Source organism: Pseudomonas sp. MF6751 (genome assembly GCF_016613265.1).
Classification (GTDB): Bacteria; Pseudomonadota; Gammaproteobacteria; order Pseudomonadales; family Pseudomonadaceae; genus Aquipseudomonas; species Aquipseudomonas fluorescens_BV.
Genome location: NZ_JAENSV010000024.1, coordinates 37972 through 57531 on the forward strand (window position 1 = coordinate 37972; position 19560 = coordinate 57531).

Annotated in this window: 16 protein-coding genes; 8 read left to right on the top strand and 8 right to left on the bottom strand. The window is 60.2% G+C overall.

The features are described from left to right. Positions 1-15: 15 nt before the first annotated feature. From ureG to ureE, 3 genes are read right to left on the bottom strand one after another with little or no spacing between them, the layout of a single operon-like run. On the bottom strand, positions 16-630 hold the full coding sequence (gene ureG / locus JJD66_RS18875; protein ID WP_105225573.1) for an urease accessory protein UreG: 615 nt from the start codon (positions 628-630) through the stop codon (positions 16-18). Positions 631-644: 14 nt separating this feature from the next. After that, the gene (locus tag JJD66_RS18880) at positions 645-1319 is read right to left on the bottom strand and encodes an urease accessory protein UreF (RefSeq protein ID WP_105225574.1); all 675 of its coding nucleotides are present in this window, start codon (positions 1317-1319) and stop codon (positions 645-647) included. Beyond that, entirely contained in the window at positions 1316-1816 is a 501-nt protein-coding gene (gene ureE / locus JJD66_RS18885; RefSeq protein WP_054896372.1) for an urease accessory protein UreE, read from the bottom strand. The genes JJD66_RS18880 and ureE overlap by 4 nt, the downstream gene beginning before the upstream one ends. Positions 1817-2156: 340 nt before the next feature. Between ureE and JJD66_RS18890 the strand changes: the two genes are divergently transcribed. After that, complete coding sequence (locus JJD66_RS18890) at positions 2157-2663, top strand: C40 family peptidase (RefSeq protein ID WP_198714705.1); 507 nt, start codon at positions 2157-2159, stop codon at positions 2661-2663. A 5-nt stretch (positions 2664-2668) separates the two neighbouring features. Here the strand turns inward: JJD66_RS18890 and JJD66_RS18895 are convergent, their stop codons facing one another. Beyond that, positions 2669-3301, bottom strand: a complete 633-nt coding sequence (locus JJD66_RS18895) for a TetR family transcriptional regulator (protein ID WP_003188114.1) — start codon at positions 3299-3301, stop codon at positions 2669-2671. A 151-nt stretch (positions 3302-3452) separates the two neighbouring features. Next, entirely contained in the window at positions 3453-3773 is a 321-nt protein-coding gene (locus JJD66_RS18900) for a hypothetical protein (protein ID WP_003188116.1), read from the bottom strand. A gap of 357 nt (positions 3774-4130) precedes the next feature. Between JJD66_RS18900 and JJD66_RS18905 the strand changes: the two genes are divergently transcribed. Next, positions 4131-6197 carry an AsmA family protein gene (locus JJD66_RS18905; protein ID WP_200648749.1) on the top strand — a complete coding sequence of 689 codons (2067 nt, stop codon included), beginning with the start codon at positions 4131-4133 and terminating at the stop codon, positions 6195-6197. 113 nt (positions 6198-6310) lie between these two features. Here the strand turns inward: JJD66_RS18905 and JJD66_RS18910 are convergent, their stop codons facing one another. Beyond that, positions 6311-6841 carry a ferritin-like domain-containing protein gene (locus JJD66_RS18910; protein ID WP_034125674.1) on the bottom strand — a complete coding sequence of 177 codons (531 nt, stop codon included), beginning with the start codon at positions 6839-6841 and terminating at the stop codon, positions 6311-6313. A 97-nt stretch (positions 6842-6938) separates the two neighbouring features. Further along, a complete protein-coding gene (locus JJD66_RS18915; protein WP_034125675.1) occupies positions 6939-7829 on the bottom strand; it encodes a DMT family transporter in 891 nt (296 codons plus the stop codon). Between the two features lie 98 nt (positions 7830-7927). On the opposite strand from JJD66_RS18915, the gene JJD66_RS18920 reads away from it, so the two are divergent. The 3 genes from JJD66_RS18920 (at position 7928) to JJD66_RS18930 (ending at position 10306) form a co-directional block, all read left to right on the top strand. After that, positions 7928-8716 (top strand): AraC family transcriptional regulator, encoded by a 789-nt coding sequence (locus tag JJD66_RS18920; protein WP_034125676.1) that lies wholly within the window; start codon positions 7928-7930, stop codon positions 8714-8716. Positions 8717-8787: 71 nt separating this feature from the next. Next, positions 8788-9087 carry a PsiF family protein gene (locus tag JJD66_RS18925; RefSeq protein ID WP_014716700.1) on the top strand — a complete coding sequence of 100 codons (300 nt, stop codon included), beginning with the start codon at positions 8788-8790 and terminating at the stop codon, positions 9085-9087. A 205-nt stretch (positions 9088-9292) separates the two neighbouring features. Next, positions 9293-10306, top strand: coding sequence for an AI-2E family transporter (locus tag JJD66_RS18930; protein WP_200648750.1), 1014 nt, complete (start codon positions 9293-9295; stop codon positions 10304-10306). A 184-nt stretch (positions 10307-10490) separates the two neighbouring features. Here the strand turns inward: JJD66_RS18930 and JJD66_RS18935 are convergent, their stop codons facing one another. Then, positions 10491-11759 carry an Hsp70 family protein gene (locus JJD66_RS18935; RefSeq protein ID WP_034126391.1) on the bottom strand — a complete coding sequence of 423 codons (1269 nt, stop codon included), beginning with the start codon at positions 11757-11759 and terminating at the stop codon, positions 10491-10493. A 158-nt stretch (positions 11760-11917) separates the two neighbouring features. On the opposite strand from JJD66_RS18935, the gene JJD66_RS18940 reads away from it, so the two are divergent. The 3 genes from JJD66_RS18940 to JJD66_RS18945 all read left to right on the top strand — a co-directional run bounded on the left by JJD66_RS18940 (position 11918) and on the right by JJD66_RS18945 (position 19477). Next, positions 11918-18082: a dermonecrotic toxin domain-containing protein gene (locus JJD66_RS18940; protein ID WP_234452272.1), complete on the top strand. Its 6165-nt coding sequence runs from the start codon at positions 11918-11920 to the stop codon at positions 18080-18082. After that, a complete protein-coding gene (locus JJD66_RS28125) occupies positions 18057-18308 on the top strand; it encodes a hypothetical protein (protein ID WP_198721684.1) in 252 nt (83 codons plus the stop codon). The genes JJD66_RS18940 and JJD66_RS28125 overlap by 26 nt, the downstream gene beginning before the upstream one ends. Before the next feature lie 230 nt (positions 18309-18538). After that, entirely contained in the window at positions 18539-19477 is a 939-nt protein-coding gene (locus JJD66_RS18945; protein WP_034126393.1) for a DnaJ C-terminal domain-containing protein, read from the top strand. Positions 19478-19560: the final 83 nt, after the last annotated feature.

Genomic DNA, 19560 nt, shown 5'->3' on the forward strand with positions numbered 1-19560 from the left:
TTCCTTATGGGTTGATCAGGCGGCGCTCAGCAAGCCCTGGCGTTCGATGAAGGCGACGATGTCGTCCAGGCCGACCCCGGTTTTCTGGTTGCTGAACACAAAGGGTTTGCCGTTGCGCATGCGCTGGGTGTCGCTGTTCATTAGCTCCAGCGAGGCACCGACCAGCGGGGCCAGGTCGATCTTGTTGATCACCAGCAGGTCGGATTTGCAAATACCGGGCCCGCCTTTGCGCGGCAGCTTGTCGCCGGCGGAGACGTCGATCACATAGATGGTCAGGTCCGACAGCTCCGGGCTGAAGGTGGCCGACAGGTTGTCGCCGCCGGACTCCACCAGAATCAGGTCCAGGCCGGGAAAGCGGCGGTTGAGTTGGTCCACGGCCTCCAGGTTGATCGAGGCATCTTCGCGAATCGCCGTGTGTGGGCAGCCACCGGTTTCCACGCCGATGATGCGCTCCGGCGCCAGGGCCTGGTTACGCACCAGGAAGTCGGCGTCTTCACGGGTGTAGATGTCGTTGGTCACCACCGCCAGGTTGTAGCGATCACGCAGCGCCAGGCACAGGGCCAGGGTCAGGGCGGTCTTGCCCGAGCCTACCGGGCCGCCGATACCGACGCGCAGGGGTTGTGTGTTCATGTGCTTCTCCAGAATCAGGAACGGAACAGGCGGCTGTACTGGCGCTCGTGGGCCATGCACGCCAGGGACAGGCCAAAAGCGGCGCTGCCCAAATGGTTAGGGTTAATGCGTTCGGCATCCTGCTGTGCTTGTTGCAGCAGCGGCAGCAGTTCGCTGGTCAACCGCTGGGCCGCTTGCTGGCCCAATGGCAGGGTTTTCATCAGTACCGCCAGTTGGTTTTCCAGCCAGCTCCATAGCCAGGCGGCAAGCGCATCGCCGGGGTTGATGTGCCAGGCGCGCGCGGCCAAGGCCCAGCCAAGGGCCAGGTGCGGTTCGTCGCGTTGTGCAAGAAAATCACGGGCGCTGTCGTCCAGTTCCGGCAAGCCGTTGAGCAGTTGTTGCAGGGAATAGCCCATCTGGCGACTCTCCTGATACAGCTCCCGGGTCTCACGGCTGGCGCGATGCTCGTCGCACCACCGCGCCAATTGGGCCCAGTCCTGTTCGGCGGCTGCGCGGCAGTGGGCGAGCAGCAGCGGGGCTTCGAAACGCGCCAGGTTGAGCAGCAACTGGTCACTGATCCAGCGCCGGGCGCTCGCGGCATCCTGCACGCGGCCGTTGTCCACCGCCATTTCCAGGCCTTGGGAATAGCTGTAGCCGCCAATCGGCAGTTGCGGACTGGCCAGGCGCAGCAGCGCCCAGGCTGGGTTCATAGACGCACGCCGAACTGATGCAGCTTGGGCGCGTAGTTGAAGTCTTCATCACCATGCCGTGAATGATGATGGCCGCCGCCATAGGCGCCGTGCTCGGGTTGAAACGGCGCCTCGAGGGTCTGCGCATCGGCACCCAGTTGCTCGAGCATGGCCTTGAGCACGTAGTCATCGAGCAGGCGCAGCCAGCCGTCACCGACTTGCAGGGCCACATGGCGGTTGCCCAGGTGATAGGCGGCACGGGTGAGCTCGAAAGCGTTGCGGCAGGTGACGTGCAGCAGTTGTTCAGGGCGGGCGCATACCCGTACGACGCGTCCGTCTTCTGCCTGCAGGAATTCACCATCGTGCAAGGGCGGCTGGCCCCGCTCCAAAAACAGGCCGACGTCTTCACCGTCGGCACTGAAACAGCGCAGGCGGCTTTTGCTGCGGGCTTCGAAGTTGAGCAGCAACTCGGCGGCCCAGAGGGCTTGGGGGGCGATTCGGCGGTGTATCACCAGCATCAGAGAGCTTCCAACTGTGAGCGATGAAAGACCTAGAGCAAGGGGCTTGCCAATCACGGAATTGAGTAGGAATTCCCTGTAGTCAGGCAGGCATGCTGCTCAATAGGGCGTCGGATGATTTCCGTGCGTGTATCAATTTGGTGCGTGCCGAGGTTTATAGCACCGGGGAAGGGCATTCTGCGTTGATAGCGCCGCTCAGTTTGATGAAGTTTCTTTCATCTTTTTCTTTGTAGATGTTTTTTGGGATTTTTCCTACGAGTCATCAGGATTTGGAGCTCATGAGATTACCTGCGGGTTCTTTAGGCTATGCGGTCTGTTTAATTCCACCGCGACGTTCATCATGCTTCGATCAATTTTTTGTGTATGCCTTGTCGGCCTGACCTGCTTTATTTCATCGGCAAAGGCCAATTTCCAACCCCGCGCCACCTTCAGCTCTTCGCTGCAAAGCATCAAGCCGGCCTCTATCGACGATGTCATTGACCGCGCCCATGAGTTGCTGGGTACGCCCTATAAGTGGGGCGGCACATCGGCAGAGCAGGGCTTCGATTGCAGTAGCTTCCTGGTGTACTTGTTCAAGACCCAAGCCAATATCCAGCTACCCCGCACCACTGCCGCCATGCACCGTTCATCGGCGACAACCATCAAACGCAGTGCTTTAAAGCCAGGGGATGCAGTGTTTTTCAAAGGCAACGGGCGGGGCCAGGTCAGCCATGTCGGCCTTTATATCGGCCAGGGCAAATTCATCCATTCGCCGCGTACCGGCAAAACCATCCGTATCGATTCATTGAGCAATAGCTACTGGAACAAGCACTACACCACCGCCAAACGGTTCCACACGGCGGGTTGATTGACTTACTCGGTGCTGCCCAGCCCTTGCCAATGTTTAAGGCCGATAAAGATAAAGCGCAGTTGCTGGGTGATTTTCGCCTGGGGCGTAAGGTGGGCCGGCAAGGCGTGGGCCGGTGGGTCGATGATATCGGGCAGGGTGGCGAACACACTCTTGACGATCAGGTCGGCCATCACATGCAAACCTTCGGCATCCAAGTGCTGAAGTTTGGGCATCAGTGTCAGGTCGGCGGCCAGGTCACGAGTGATGTCTTCGCGCAGGGCGGCGATGGCTTGGCGCACGGCCAGGCAGCCGCCGTACTGTTCGCGAGCCAGGAACAGGAACTGAGAGCGGTTAGCCGAAACCACATCGAGAAAGATGCGCACCGAGGCATCAATGATGCCGCCCATCACGAATTCGTTGTGGCGCACCAGGCGGATCGTGGCGCGAAAGGTCTGGCCGACCTCGCTGACCAATACCAGCCCAAGTTGGTCCATGTCGGCGAAATGGCGATAGAAGCCGGTGGGCACGATACCCGCGGTCTTGGCCACTTCGCGCAAACTCAGGCTGCCAAACCCACGGCCACACTCCATCAGATGGCGGGCTGCGTCCATCAGGGCGAGGCGGGTTTGTTGCTTCTGTTCGGCGCGGGGCAGCATGAGCGGATGAGCTTTGTCGGCAAGTACAGCGACGCACTCTAGCAAAAGCGCTTTGCCGGCGTCGAACTTGGCAGGGGCGGGGCGTGACGCGTTCTATATAAAAGCAAAAGCCCGATCGGCAGATCGGGCTTTTTTCTGGGCCACCACAGGCTTAGCTCTGTGCTTGATGCAGTTCTTGCAGACGGTCGGCACCGCCTTCAGCAACGCCTTCGGTGTAGGCGCGTTTGTTGGCTTGTTCAGCACCGCCTTCGACCAGACCTTTCTCTTGCAGGCGGTTGTAGCCATTTTCAGCTACGGCGCCTTTGGCGTAATCACGGTTTTCGTCTTCTTGCGAACCGCTGCGAGCCACGGTTTGGCTGGTTTGCACGGCTTGGGCTTTGTTCTGTGGGGTGGCCTGTTCGGCAGCTGGCAGGGCAAAAGCGCTGGAAGCCAGGACAGATAACAGGACGGTAGCGAGTAATTGGCGTTTCATGATGGTTGCTCCTAGGGAGGGCGATAAAGTGGGTACAGGGCTAATGTTACCCTTGATAAGTCGATATAAAAGTTCATAAACACAATGGTAATAATCAACAGAATTGATTGTTCTCGCCGGAGGCTCTAGATCGAGCCTCTCAAGCCCACGGCTTTGCACCGATGTGGGTATTTTCGACACGAACCCGGGTAACAATGGTGCGTCGCCGTTGGGGAAAATTGTCTGGTTGATCAGGAAAATCGCTTTTTTCGGTTAAATCCGCGGTTGCGTTAAACCCCCAGGCACTTTGCCAGTCGTAGTCCTATAAGCTGTTTAAAAGGCTGTTGCCCAGCCAGTCGTATTCAGGAGTCCTGTGCAATGACGCGCACTCGTAAAATTCTCGCTTGGAGCTGCGCCAGCTTCGTTCTGTTGATTGCCATCGTGGTACTGGTGTTGGTGTTCTTCGACTGGAACCGCATCAAGCCGCCCCTCAATGCCAAGGTCTCCGAAGAACTGCATCGTCCGTTCGCCATCAACGGCAACCTCGCCGTGGTGTGGCAGCGTGAGCCCGATGAAGGTGGCTGGCGTGCCTGGGTGCCGTGGCCCCATGTGATTGCCGAAGACCTGACCCTGGGTAACCCCGATTGGTCGAAACAACCGCAAATGGTCACGCTCAAGAAGGTTGAGCTGCGCATTTCGCCCCTGGCCTTGCTGGTGCAGCGTGTGGTGATCCCGCGCATCGACCTCACCGAACCCAGTGCCCAGTTGCAGCGCCTGGCTGATGGCCGCGCCAACTGGACGTTCAAGTTCGACCCCAAGGACCCCAACGCCGAACCGTCCAATTGGGTGGTGGATATTGGCGCCATCGGCTTCGACAAAGGCCATGTGACCCTTGACGATCAAAGCCTCAAGACTCAGTTGGATGTGATCATCGACCCGCTGGGCAAGCCGATTCCCTTCGGTGAAATCGTCGGTGATGCCGATGCCAAAAAAGCCCTGGAAAAAGGCTCGGCGCCCCAGGACTACGCGTTCGGCCTCAAGGTCAAAGGCCAGTACCATGGCCAGAAACTCGCAGGCACGGGCAAGATCGGTGGCTTGCTGGCCTTGCAGGACGCGGCTAAGCCGTTCCCGCTGCAAGCCCAAGTCAAGATCGCCGACACCAGCATCGCCCTGGCCGGCACCCTGACCGACCCGCTGAACCTCGGTGCCCTGGACCTGCGCCTGAAACTGTCGGGCAGCAGCCTGGGCAACCTGTATCCGCTGACCGGCGTGACCCTGCCGGATTCGCCGGCCTATTCCACCGACGGCCACCTGATCGCCAAACTGCATGAGGCCAGCGGCGCCTCCTTTCGCTACGAGAACTTCAACGGCAAGATCGGCAACAGCGACATCCACGGCGACCTGGCCTATGTTGCCAGCCAGCCACGGCCCAAGCTCAGCGGCGCGCTAGTGTCCAACCAACTGCTGATGGATGACCTGGCGCCGCTGATTGGCGCAGATTCCAATGCCGAGCAAAAAGCCCGTGGCGGTGAAAGCAAGCAACCGGCGACCAAAGTGCTGCCGGTTGAAGAGTTCCGCACCGAACGCTGGCGCGAGATGGATGCCGATGTGGAGTTCACCGGCAAGCGTATCGTGCACAGTGCCGACTTGCCCTTTACCGACCTCTACACCCACCTGGTGCTCGACGACGGCCAACTGAGCCTTGAACCCCTGCGCTTTGGCGTGGCCGGTGGGAAGCTCGATGCGCAGATTCGCTTGAACGGCCGCACTACGCCGATGGAGGGCCGCGCCAAGCTGACGGCGCGCAACTTCAAGCTCAAGCAGCTGTTCCCCACGTTCGAACCGATGAAAACCAGCTTCGGTGAACTCAACGGCGATGCCGATATTTCCGGGCGCGGCAACTCGGTGGCGGCACTGTTGGGCACGTCCAACGGTGACCTGAAGATGCTCATCAACGATGGCGCCATCAGCCGAAGCCTGATGGAAATCGCCGGGCTCAACGTGGGCAACTACGTGGTCGGCCGCCTGTTCGGCGACGAGGAAGTGAAGATCAACTGCGCAGCGGCGGACTTCGGCATCAAGACGGGCCTGGCGACCACGCGGCTATTTGTGTTCGATACCGAGAACGCGATCATCTACATCGACGGCACCGCGAATATGGCCACCGAGCAGTTGGACCTGACCATCACGCCGGAATCCAAGGGCTTTCGCCTGTTCTCCCTGCGTTCACCGCTCTACGTCAATGGGCCTTTCATCAAGCCCAATGCTGGCGTGAAAGCCATTCCGTTGGCGCTGCGCGGTGCGGGCATGGTCGCCCTCGGCGTGATCGCCGGGCCTGCCGCTGGCTTGCTCGCCTTGGTTGCCCCAAGCGGTGGCGAGCCCAATGAGTGCGCACCGTTGCTGCAACAGATGAAGGAAGGCAAGGCGCCCAAGACCGTGAAGTAACTGTGGGAGCGGGCTTGCCCACGATAGCGGAGTATCAGTCAATGATTTATCAACTGATTCAACGCTATCGCGGGCAAGCCCGCTCCCACAGGGGTATGTTGCGGTGTTAGTTATTACAGATCCTGCAGAATATCCGCCATATCGTCGGCGTGTTCTTCTTCCTGAGCCAGGATGTCTTCGAAGATACGACGGGTAGTCGGGTCTTTGTCACCGATGTACTGGATGATCTCGCGGTAGCTGTCTACCGCGATCCGCTCGGCCACCAGGTCTTCGTAGACCATTTCCTTCAAGGTGTTGCCCGCCACGTATTGCGCATGGGAGTTTTTCGACAGCAGGTCGGGGTTGAACTCCGGCTCGCCGCCCAGTTGCACGATACGCTCGGCCAGTTTGTCAGCGTGCTCGGCTTCCTGGGTCGCATGTTCCAGGAACTCATCGGCGGCCACGCTGGCCTTGAGGCCGTTGGCCATGAAGTAGTGACGCTTGTAGCGCAACACGCAGACCAGTTCGGTGGCCAGCGACTCGTTGAGCAGGCGGATGATTTCTTCGCGGTCGGCGTCATACCCTTCGGTCACGGCGCCGTTTTCGACGTTCTGGCGGGCGCGGCTGCGCAGGGTTGCAACGTCAGTCAATCGTGCTTCAGTCATTTCAATCTCCTGGGGCTAATCCGGTTGTACGCCACGCTCTGCCGGCGTGATCGCTATTGGTTGTGAGTCCCGGGCCAGGCGAAAAGTTTTATCGGATTTAACAGGATGTGTCCTGAGGGCGTCTGACCGGTGTGGTCCAACGCTCTGACAGAATTACTCCACCCAGGGTCAGCAAGCCCCCCACCAGGTGATACAGCGCCAACTCTTCCTTCAGCACCACGGCTGCAATCAGCGCGGTAATCAACGGCAGCAGGTTGAAAAACAGTGTGGTACGGCTTGGCCCCAGGGTCTTGACCGAGTGCATCCACGCCAGCGGTGCCAGCATCGAAGCCAGCAGGCAGGCATATAGCACCAGCGGAATATTCGCCCAGCCCAAACCGGCCTTGGCCGAGAACAGATACAGCGGCAGCAGCACCACCACCGCGACCAGCACCTGCAAATACAGCAGCACCAACGGCGGCAGGCGCAGTTGCCATTTTTTCAGCAGGGTGCTGTAGACCGCATAAGCCAGGGTCGCCACCAGCATCATGCCGTCGCCCAGGTTGACTCCATGTTGCAGCAACGCGCCCAGGCTGCCGGCCGACACGACCACTACCACGCCTGCGAACGACAGCACCGCGCCGGTCAGCGCGCCAAAGGTCAGGCGTTGGCCGAGGCTGATAATCGCGGCGGTCAACGCCATCAGTGGCATCAGCGAGAGGATGATGCCCATGTTGGTGGCACTGGTCAGCGTTGCGGCGTAGTAGGCCAGGCTTTGATACACCGCCATGCCGAGTACGCCGAGGATAAAGATCTTGCCCAGGTTGGGGCGGATCTGCGGCCAGTGGGCGATCACCGGCTTGAGCATGAACGGCGTGAACAGCAACGCAGCGAACAGCCAGCGGTAAAAGCCGATTTCAGCCGGGAAGATAGAGCCCACGGCCAATTTGTTGACCACGGTGTTGCCGGCCCAGATAAAGATAGCCAGCAGCGGATACGCGTATTGCATTGAAAAGAAACCCAGTGTGTTGACGAGGCGGGATTATCCTCTGTCTGGATCGAAGCTTATACTGCGATCCAGACAACTGAGCGTTGAATCCAGACAATATGTCCCGACACACCGTACGCCTGCCCGATTTCGCCCGCCTGCCAAGCCCGGTGTACTTTCGGTATTCCGATTTTGCCCCGGACACCGAATGCACCCCGCACCAGCACACCTGGGGCTCGCTGGATTACTCGGCCAGCGGTGTGATGCGCATGGAAGTGGCTGGCAATCGCTTCATGTCGCCACCGCAATACGCGGTGTGGGTGCCGCCGCATACCGAGCACAGCTCCTACAATGCCGAGGCGATTGTCTACCACTCCGTAGGGCTGGCGCCGCAGCTGTGCGAGCAGTTGCCGCAGCAGCCTTGCACCCTGGCGATCAGCGACATTCTCAAGGCGATCCTCAAGGATTTCGCTCTGCGCGATGTCAATGCACCGCGCACCGACGCCGACATCCGCCTGGCCCAGGTGCTGGTGGACCAGCTCAGGCAGGCGCCGGTCCACGACTGCTTCCTGCCCTACGCCCGCCACCCGGGATTGCTTGGGGTCTTGGAGGGCATGCAGGCAGAGCCGGGAGACAACCGGCCTCTGGCGCAATGGGCCGAGCAGGTGCATGTGAGCGAGCGCACCCTGGCGCGCCAGTTTGTGCGCGAGCTGGGCATGAGCTTTGGCGAATGGCGCCAGCGCCTGCGCTACCTGGCGGCCATCGAGGCACTGGACAGCGACCGCAGTGTGCAACACGTGGCGTTTGATCTGGGCTACAGCACCGCCTCGGCGTTTATCGCCATGTTCCAACGCCACGCCGGCTGCACGCCGGAGCAATACCGGCGGGCGAATATTCGTGGCCGGTGAAGTTGTAACAGGTTTTGACTACACTGCGCTGTAGGTCGTGCCCGTCGGCACGGTAACAGGGAGAAAACTCCATGAAGATGCTGCGTATTCCGTTGTTGATGATGGGCCTGCTGATGTGTGCCCAGGGTTTTGCCGCCACTGCCCAGCAGAACAAAATGACCACCTGCAATGCCGAGGCCACCACCAAGACGCTCAAGGGCGATGACCGTAAGGCCTTCATGAAGACCTGCCTGTCGGCACCTGCCGCCAATGACGCCAAGACCCTGACCCCGCAGCAGCAGAAGATGAAAGACTGCAATGCGTCGGCGAAAACCAAGGCGTTGACCGGTGATGCGCGTAAGACATTCATGAGCACCTGCCTCAAGGGCTGATCGCGAGTTCACGAATGCTGCAGAACCCCTGTGGGAGCTGGCTTGCCTGCGATTGCGTCGCCTCGGTATGACGGATACACCGAGGTGCCCGCATCGCAGGCAAGCCAGCTCCCACACTTGATCGTATTCACAACACCCGCTCTCGCTTGATTCTTCCAAGGCTGGCAGACTGCCCATCCTTCAACGCCGTTTGTTTTGAGGCTGTATGCCAACGTTTTCTCAGCGTCATGTGTTGTTGCTGTCCAGCTACATCATCATTTTCGGCGGGTTGCTGCTGGTACTGCCGCTGAAATTGCTGCCCAGCCTGCTGGCCGGCCTGTTGGTCTATGAACTGGTCAACATGCTCACCCCTCAACTGCAACGCCTGATCGAAGGCCGGCGCGCGCGTTGGCTGGCGGTGGCCTTGCTGGGCACCCTGATCGTCAGCGTGTTGGCCTTGATCTTCGCCGGCGCCATCAGCTTCCTGCTCCACGAAGCGGAAAACCCCGGGGCTTCCCTGGACAAATTCATGGGCGTGGTCGACCGCGCGCGCGGCCAGTTGCCGCCGTTCATCGACGCCTATTTGCCCGCCAGCGCCGCGGAGTTTCGCGTGGCCATTGGCGATTGGCTGAGCAAGCACCTGAGCGAACTGCAACTGGTCGGCAAAGACGCCGCCCACATGTTCGTCACCTTGCTGATCGGCATGGTGCTGGGTGCGATCATCGCCTTGCAGCGCGTGCCCGACCTGACCAAGCGCAGACCCTTGGCCGCCGCGCTGTTCGACCGCCTGCACCTGCTGGTCCAGGCGTTTCGCAATATCGTGTTCGCCCAGATCAAGATCGCCGCGCTCAACACCGCCTTCACTGCGGTGTTCCTGGCAGTGGTGCTGCCGTTATGTGGCATTCACCTGCCGTTGACCAAGACCCTGATCGTGCTGACCTTCCTGCTCGGCCTGCTGCCAGTGATCGGCAACCTGATCTCCAACACGCTGATCACCATCGTGGCGCTGTCGCTGTCGATCTGGGTGGCGGTGGCGGCGCTGGGGTATTTGATCGTGATCCACAAGGTCGAGTACTTCCTCAACGCGCGAATCGTCGGCGGGCAGATCAGTGCCAAGTCATGGGAGTTGTTGTTGGCGATGCTGGTGTTTGAGGCAGCGTTCGGCCTGCCGGGGGTGGTGGCGGGGCCGATTTACTATGCCTATCTGAAAAGCGAGCTGAAGCTGGGTGGGATGGTTTAAGCCTTGTGTCGCCTGGGCTGACGCCATCGCGGGCAAGCCCGCTCCCACATTGAAATGCGATCACCTGTGGGAGCTGGCTTGCCTGCGATGACGGCCTGCCAGCCGAAGCCTATCTACCTGAAACCCCAACGATCCAACTGTGTGGGCTTGCTCGCGAAGGGCGCGCCACGGTTTCAACTGAAACTCAGCTGCCGTAGCGCTTGCTCGCCTCAATCGCCAAACCACTGCCAATACTGCCGAAGATATTGCCTTCCACATGCCGCGCATTCGGCAGCATTGCCGAGATGCTGTGGCGCAGCGCCGGGATGCCGCTGGAGCCGCCGGTAAAGAACACCGTGTCCACCTGCGCCACGCTCACCGAGGCGTCGTTGAGCAACTGCGTGACGCTGCCGCGTACACGTTCCAGCAAGCTGTCGATGGACGACTCGAACAGTGCGCGGCTCAGGTCTACGCTCAGGCCCGCTTCGATGCGGTCCAGCGGCACGTGGCGGCTGTCTTGATGGGTGAGCTGGATCTTGGTTTCTTCCACTTCCATGGCCAGCCAGTGCCCGGCACGCTGTTCGATCAGCTTGAACAGGCGGTCGATGCCGCCAGTGTCTTCGATGTCGTAGCGCATGCTGCCCAGGGCCAGCTGGGATTTTTGCGAGTACACCGAGTTGATGGTGTGCCAGGTGGCCAGGTTCATGTGGTGGCTGGTGGGCATGTAGGCGCCGCTCTTCATGCGGCTGCCGTAGCCGAACAGCGGCATCATGCCTTGCAGGCTGAGCTGTTTGTCGAAGTCGGTACCGCCGATGTGCACGCCGCCGGTGGCGAGGATGTCGCTCTGGCGATTGTCGTTGTGACGACGATCCGGCGACAGGCGCACCAGGGAGAAGTCGGAGGTACCACCGCCGATGTCGACGATCAGCACCAGCTCTTCTTTCTCGATGGTCGACTCGTAGTCGAACGCCGCTGCAATCGGTTCGTACTGGAACGAGATGTCCTTGAAGCCGATCTTGCGCGCCACATCCACCAGGGTGTTTTCCGCTTCCTGGTCGGCCATTGGGTCGTCATCGACGAAGAATACCGGGCGGCCCAGTACCACTTCTTCGAATTCACGACCGGCGTTGGCTTCGGCACGGCTCTTGAGTTGGCCGATAAACAGTGCCAGCAGATCGGTGAAGGGCATGGCAGTGCCGAGCACGCTGGTGTCGTGCTTGATCAGCTTGGAACCCAGCAGGCTCTTGAGCGAGCGCATCAGGCGGCCTTCGTAGTTCTCCAGGTATTCGTGCAGCGCCAGGCGACCATATACCGGGCGGCGCTCCTCGAAGTTGAAGAACACCACTGACGGCAGGGTGATCTTGTCGTCCTCCAGCGCGATCAGCGTCTCCTCGCCGGGGCGGATCCAGCCGACGGTGGAGTTGGACGTGCCGAAGTCGATGCCGCAGGCACGGGCTGGAGATTCGTTTTTCATGTCTTACAGGTTCCGGGCAAAAAACGGCCGCGCAGTGTATGTCACTCGCGAGCGGATGCGTAGACCGGCGATCCGTAAATTCGCGCTATATAGCTACGTCTTGAACCGGCAGGGGCTTGGTTAGGCTCGGGTTTTACTACCCTCACGGACGAATCGCTATGCCTGATGCAACCTTCAACGCCGACCTGCGCGGCGTGCATTACGACTTTCTCAAACAACGCGTGCCGAACTGGTTCATGGAAGGCTCGCCGCAACGCCAGCAAGAGCTAGGCACGCACGAGATGGATATTCCTGCCTGGTACCTGGCCGCCACTCACCAAGACAAAACCACTCTGGCTGCCCGGCACACGCGCTTTCGCGAAACGCTCAATGCGATTGAAGAGCACCTGGGCCAGATCGAAGACGTCCTGGCCTTCGCCGAACAGCCGCTCAAAGAGGCGATCAAGAAAGAGTTCAACCTGGAACTGGATGTGCGCAATGTGTTTTTCGTGCGCAAATACGGCTCAAAAGGTGCTCGCGATGACTTCTACGGTGCCTTTGTTTTCGAGCAGCAAAACGACCCGTCACTGAGCTACAGGTATCGCGGCATTTCCCTGTTGGAAGCGGCCTTGGCCAATTTCGAGGCCGATGAAGAGCAGCCGTCGTCGTGCACCGATTGCCAACTGATCACCACCTTCAACCTAGAAAACCCCCACATCATTGCGACCTTCGCGGCCGTCCATGCACAGGCCGTGGCGATCACGCCCCATGCTTTCGCCAGGCTTTGCCGCACATTGGACCTTGGCGCGCTTTATCAGGCGCATATCAAGGCCATTGTAGAACCCCAGGACACGGATGAACGCCAGGCCCTTGAACAGCTGTTGGAAGAGCATCAACGCCAGCAGTTGGCACTGTGCATCGATATTGCCCGGTTGCAAAGCACCGGACCGCTCAGTGCCGACGCCTGCCAGATGCTCCAGAATGTGGTCACGGGCTCCGCCACGCCGAAACTGGCCGGGAAGCCTGTGACATACACCGCGCTCAACGTGTTCGACTGCGTATTGGTGGGGCCGCTGCTGATCGGGCCTGATCGGCAAAACACCAACCGCCCCGAGCCTTTGGTGGTGTACATCCCCGGTGACCCGCAACAGCCCCTCAAGGAGTATGCGTCCAGTGGCGAATTCATGGCCGACTTGCGTACCCGTCTGCACAGCGCATCGTACCGGCGCTTCTTCAGCCGCTTTGTGCCGGTGCGCGAACAAGGCGGGTTCTTCACCCGGTTCAACCGTCTGTACCAGCCTGCCAATAACGGCAATGGCGGTGCGGACTACCCATTGCGCACGCCGTTGGCGCGCTTGCCTATGCAAGAGTTCGCCCTTGCCGGTGAGCTGTGGCAGCGCAGTCGCCAAGCGCATATCAGCAAGATCTTGAGCGATGCACGCGCAGTGGCCGTGCCCACCGAGGACGAGGACCGCAAGGCCCGGCTCGAACGCCTGGAAGGCTTTTTCGAGGCGGCCGTCAGCGTATTCAATCTCGCCGCGTTCGTGGTGCCGGGGCTCGGCCCGATCATGTTGGCCGTGGGCGCATCGCAGATGTGCTACGAAGTGTTTGAAGGCATCGAGGCCTACGATCAAGGCGAGCCCCGGCAGATGTGGGCGCATTTTGCATCGGTAGCCCTGAACGTAGCGTTCATTGCCACGGGGTCCAAGGTGCTGCCCGCCGTCAAATGGCAAAGCGCAGTGGATCACCTCAAACCGGTGACGCTGCCCACGGGCAAGCAGGTGCTGTGGAACCCCGACCTCAGGCCCTATGCATCTGCCGTCAAGCCGGCACCAGAGGTCAAGCCCAATGCGTTGGGCCTGTACGATCATGCCGGTCAGCAATGGGTGTCGTTCGAGGATACGCATTACCAGGTCAAGCAAGACCCGAGCGGCCAGTACCGTATTCAGCACCCGACTCGCCCCGACGCCTATGCGCCGGAGTTGGAACACAACCATAACGGGGTGTGGACCCATGAGCTGGAAGAACCGCTGACCTGGGACGAGCCCACCTTGATCAAGCGCCTCGGGCTGGTCGAGCAGGCGGATCCGTTGCGTATCAGCGGCGTCGAAACTGACGCTCTGCGCCAGGTTGCGGTCGATCATGAACCCTTGCCGCTGTTGCTTGACGACACCATCAAGCGCTTCGAGCTGCATCAGCAACTGACTACCTTTGTCGAGCAAATCAAAAGCAGTGACCCGCTGGTCTACCAGAAGGCCGAACCGGCACTGCAGTTTGACCTGCTTCAACGCCGCGGCCTGCTGCCTGATGGCGTAGCGCTGAAAGTCATCGGCCCAACGGGCGAGGTCGTGTGGGAAAGCGCCGATTCGTCGAACTTATTGCCCAAGCGCGTGATGGTGTTGACCGAGGCCGCCATGGCCCAGGGCCGTTTACTCAGGGAGTTGCTGTACACCTTGCAAGGCGTCGACCCGCAGCTCAAGGAATTCCCCGGCAGCCCCGAAGAGTCACTGGACGTTCGCGCCGCCAAGCTGCGCCAGTACCTTGGCGATGCCGTTGATAGCCTCAAAGGACCGCTGCTGGAGGAGCGTTACCGTGCGTTGAACCCAACGCCAGACGCCGATGTGCAACGCGTGCTGGATACCTACCCGGCCTTGCCGACGCTGGCCGCCGAGCGCTTGCTGCAAGGCGCCGCAGTAGATGAACTGACCGCTTTTCGCAGCAGCGGGCGCCTGCCTGACCGGTTGGCCACGCAGGCTCAATGGTGCGCGCAGGAAACCCGCGTGGCGCGCGCCTACGAAGGGCTGCACCTGGACACTCAGACCCACCTCGACAGTCAGCGCCTGGCCTTGCGCACCCTGGAAACCCTGCCGGGCTGGCACCGTGGCTCGCGGGTGGAGTTGCGTCAGTATTCGGCCGAGGGCACGCTGATGGACGCCATCGGCTCCCCCGACTTCCCGCACAAGCGCAGCCTGATACTGCTGGACAGCGGTGAGTTCCAGGCAGCCATGCCCGGCGATTTCTATAGCGCCATTTGGGAGCAACTCGCGCCCGATGAGCGTCAGCGTCTCGGGTTGGGCAGCGCGGTCGAATTGAAGCAGGCGATTCAACGCAGCCCTCTTTCGCGCCAGGCGTTGCGCACGGTGCTGGAGGACCAACCGCTGCGCAAGCCCGAGTACGATCCGATGGTCCGCTTGATGGGCGGCGCTCCGGGCTTTCGGCATATGGCAAGGGTGGCGGCTAACGTGCTTCGCTCTCCGGCAGAGCGGGTACGCCGGTTGTATCCATCGTTCACTGAGGAGCAAGTCACGGCGTTTATTCAGTCGCTGGGCGAAGATGTCCCAGGCGGGTTGGCCAGTCGTGAGCTGGAATACCACCACCTGAAAAAATCCTTGAAAGCGTGGGCTCGCTCCAGAGGGCCACATGCCCTGGCGTACTACAGCGCCGAATGGCGTGTGAGTGATGCAATCAAACGCTGCTGGCGTCGCGAGACCGGAAGCCAGTTGAATATCCGTCGTTCAAAAGACGAAATTCGTTGGGTGGATTTGCCGCCGCTAAAGGCCGACTTCAGTCATGTCCAGGACGTGGCGTTATCGGGGCTCACATGGAAAGGGCATTCCAGCTCGTTGTTTCTCGAAAATTTCACGCATATCAAGAGCCTGAGCATGACTGACGCCGGGTTGACCGAACTGCCGGCGGTGATCGGCGATATGAAGCAGCTCACGTCGTTGAAACTGCCCTCCAATGAACTGAAACTGAGCGAGCGTAGCGCGGCAAGCTTGAGCGCTCTGGATGCCTTGCAAGTGCTGGATCTTTCGGAAAATCCGCTGGGTACATTGCCTGATTTCGGCGGTATGCCGCATTTAAGAGAGCTGAATCTATCGTTCACCCGAATCGAGCGTTGGCCTTCGGGGTTGAGGACGCAGACTGGGCTGGAGCGCGTCGACTTACGTCACAATCGACTGCAACAGGTACCGCAGGACAATCTTGTTCCGCCGGCCGATCAACTGGAAACGATCGTGCGGATCAATAACGTCACCTTGCTTGATGGCAATCGCTTCCCGCACGATTACTGGGAAACATTCGATAAGTATTGGCAGGACGTGAACCAGTCACGCCCCGACCTTGTGTCAGGCGCTCTCGATGGAGCCTTTGACAGCAGAAACCCACGCCTGGAAATGGTGCAGCACATGTACCCCGAGTATTCCCTGCAAAAGGCCCGGGAGCTTGTCTGGAGCTGGGGCGAAGGCGCCGATACCGAGCTGGACCGGCGCTGGCAGGAGTTTTCTGTGCTGCTCAGGCAGTTGAACGCGTGGGCATTTTCAGGCGGCGGCGAGCGCCAGCGCTATGTGCGCGTGGGGGCGCGCGCCACCGATGCTGCGTCACTGCGTGATCGCAACCTGGCGCACAACCGCATCATGCGCTGCTGGCGCCGTGAAACCCCGCAACAGCTCACCAACGACGGCGAGCCCTTCGGCCTGGAGCTGGACCTCAGCGGCCTGACGCTGCCAAGCCTGCCCGACCTGGATGCGGACTTCAGCCACGTAGGCTCACTCAAGCTGAGCAACATGAACCTCAGTACTTCGCCTGAGGGGTTCCTCGCTCGCCATCAGGGCGTACGCTGGCTGGACATGTCGCGCAACCAGTTGCGCGAGTTGCCGCCGGCGCTGGGGCAGATGCATGGCCTGACCCGGCTGTCGTTGCAAAATAACCAGATTCGCCTGAACCCGGAGTCGGCTGCGATGCTGGCGTCACGCAGCACCCTCAGAGCCTTGATCCTCAATTCAAACCCCCTTGATATCGCGCCGGATTTCAGCCAGATGACGGATTTGCGTTCGCTGGGGATGGGCAATACCCATATTGAAACCTTTCCCACTGGGCTGGGGGCGCAACCCAGCCTGGATGCGGTGTACCTGAGGGGCAGTCGGATTTCAACGCTGCCCGATGCGCTGATTGCCCCCTCGGACGAGGCGTTGGCGCAATCCCTGCGGGTAACCAGCGTCACTGACCTGGGCCTGAACCCCTTGTCCGCCGAAACTCAGGCGCGAATCGCCGATTACAACCGTCGGCTTACCGACCCGGAGCGAGCGGCCAACAGGTTGGTGCGCAGCACTCTGGAGGTGGCTGTGCCGCAGGCCGTTACTGGCGACTCAGCGCCGTTTCAGCGCTGGGCCAGAGGGTTGTCAACGCAGCTGCTTGCCCAACGCCGAAGCCAATGGTCCACCCTGCGTGCACTGCCAGGCGCGGACGGTTTTTTCGACATGCTCAGAGATCTGAAAGTGGCGTCTGCTGAATATGAAGATGTGCAGCGGCGGGTGTGGGAGGTGATCGACGCGATTGCCAGCCACAGCGCCGAGTCGGAGCAACTGCGCAAGGAAATGTTCGAGTGGGCGGGCCAGGCGACGTGTTGCGACCGTGCCGCCCTGACCTTCGGTAACCTGGAAATCCTGCTGATGACCAGCAATGCCAAGGCCCAGGCGTTGGATTCGACTCAGGGCGCCGCGCTGGTGAAGCTGTCCAGGGGCTTGTTCCGCCTGGAGGAAGTGGAAAAGATCGCCCTTACGGATATCGACCAGCGCCGGACTGCGATCAATAGCCGCGAAGATCTGACGGCGACGCAGAAGGCCGACGCTCTAAGGGCTCTGGAAGAAGTGGAAATCAGGCTGGCCTATCGTTACGGCCTTAAAGAGCGGCTTGACTTGCCGGGCCAGGCGCAGCAGACCAGGTTCATCCATTTCGGCAACGTCAGCCAGGCGATGCTGGATGCTGCGTACGATAAGGTGATCGGCCTGAATAATTCGGTGCATGAGTTTCAAGCCATGCTCGCCAGGGAATTCTGGCAAGACTACATAGCGAACAAATACCGCTCGCGATTCGAGGCGCAGAACCAACCCCATCACGAACAAATGAATGCGTTGTTGCGCGATTTCGAGTCCGGTGCAATCTCCAGGGCGGTGTTCGACAGTGAGGCCGAAGCACTGCAGGGGCAGTTTGCAATCGAAGAAGCACAGCTGATTCAAACCCTGTCCCGCGATGAAGTGGCGCAGGCGTTGATGCCGACCGCAAACCTTGAAGTGTTGGTGGAGGCTGTAGGTCAGGAGCTGCAACTCTCCGAGGCTCAAACCATCGAATTCAACGGCAAACAGTATTTTGTCGCGAGCATGCCGGATGCGGGCGATGGCGAGCATTACATTTTGCGGGTGCAGGCACCCCAGAACCCGTTGGCGCTGGTCAGCAGCGGGGTGGTAGCCAAGCCCGATATCCATGGGGTCTGGAAGCGCAGGGGGTTGGCGGGTGGGATGAAGCCGCAGGGCTCCGACGATGAGTTTTTCGACCTTCGAGTATGACGCCCAGGGCAAACCTTTGCGCCAGGCCCCGAGTGGCTACAACGTTGAAGCGGTGGGCTTCAACGTCGAGGCAGACAGTTGGATGGGGGTAGGGGAAGGTGCGCGAACCAAACGCGAGAATTTGATACTGACGGCGGTATTTGCCACTGAAGACATTGCCGTGGGCGCCGAGCTGCGCATGGATTATCAGTACACTGAGGGAGCAATAAAAAACCTGTTCGCTTGATCCTACCCGAGTAAGTAACGGGTCTGTCGTCGTAAATAGCCATATCCCATCTTGAAAGGGCGGGTTTTGCCCCAATCTTGTGGGCATATCCAGGCGGTACACAGTGATTGCACTGACCCTGTGTGCCGCCGATTAACTTATGACGCGCCCTGACATCAATTCCCAGGCTGCCAGCCATGGCGTGCCGTGTGGCGGGCCGCGCGATATCGATAACGGATGGTGATGCCCCCATGGACTTCAAAGACTACTACAAGATTCTCGGTGTCGAGCCCACGGCTGATGACAAAGAGATCAAGTCGGCTTATCGCAAGCTGGCGCGCAAATATCACCCGGACGTCAGCAAGGAAAAGGACGCCGAAGCCAAGTTCAAGGATGCGTCCGAGGCCTATGAAGCGCTGAAAAGCGCCGACAAGCGCGCCGAATACGACGAACTGCGCAAGTACGGCCAGCATGGTCAGCCGTTCCAGGGCCCGCCGGGCTGGCAGAGCCGTGGCGGCTTTGGTGGTGGCCAGGACGCGGGCGACTTTTCGGACTTTTTCAGTTCGATCTTCGGCTCGCGTGGTGATGCTTTCGGTGGCGGCCAGCGCCGTCCTACCGGGCGCAAGGGCCAGGATGTGGAGATGCAGCTCACGGTCTCCCTGGAGGAAACCCTGTCCACCGAGTCCAAGCAGATCAGCTTCCAGGTGCCGCAATACGATGCCTCCGGTCGGCATGTGAGCAACACCACCAAAAGCCTGAACGTGAAGATCCCGGCCGGTGTGGCCGATGGCGAGCGCATTCGCCTCAAGGCCCAGGGCGCGCCGGGCATTGGCGGCGGGGCCAATGGTGATTTGTACCTGATCATCAAGTTTGCGCCCCACCCCAGGTTCGAGGTGGACGGCGAAAACCTGATCATCAACCTGCCGCTGGCACCCTGGGAGTTGGCACTGGGCACGGAAGTGGCCGTGCCGACCCTCACCGGCAAGATCAACCTCAAGGTGCCTGCCGGTAGCCAGAACGGCCAGCGCATGCGTGCCAAGGGCCATGGTTTGCTGAACAAGGCCGGGCAACGCGGCTATCTGTTCATCCAGCTCAAGGCCGTCATGCCCAAGGCGGCGGATGATGAGGTCAAGGCATTGTGGGAGGCCCTGGCGCAAAAGGCTGCGTTCAACCCGCGCGAGCAGTTCTGAACGGGTCATTGATTTAGTTAGCGCCAGCCGCAAAAACGGCGTGCCTAGGATGACAACCTCTTCCAAGAAAAAGGTTGTCATCC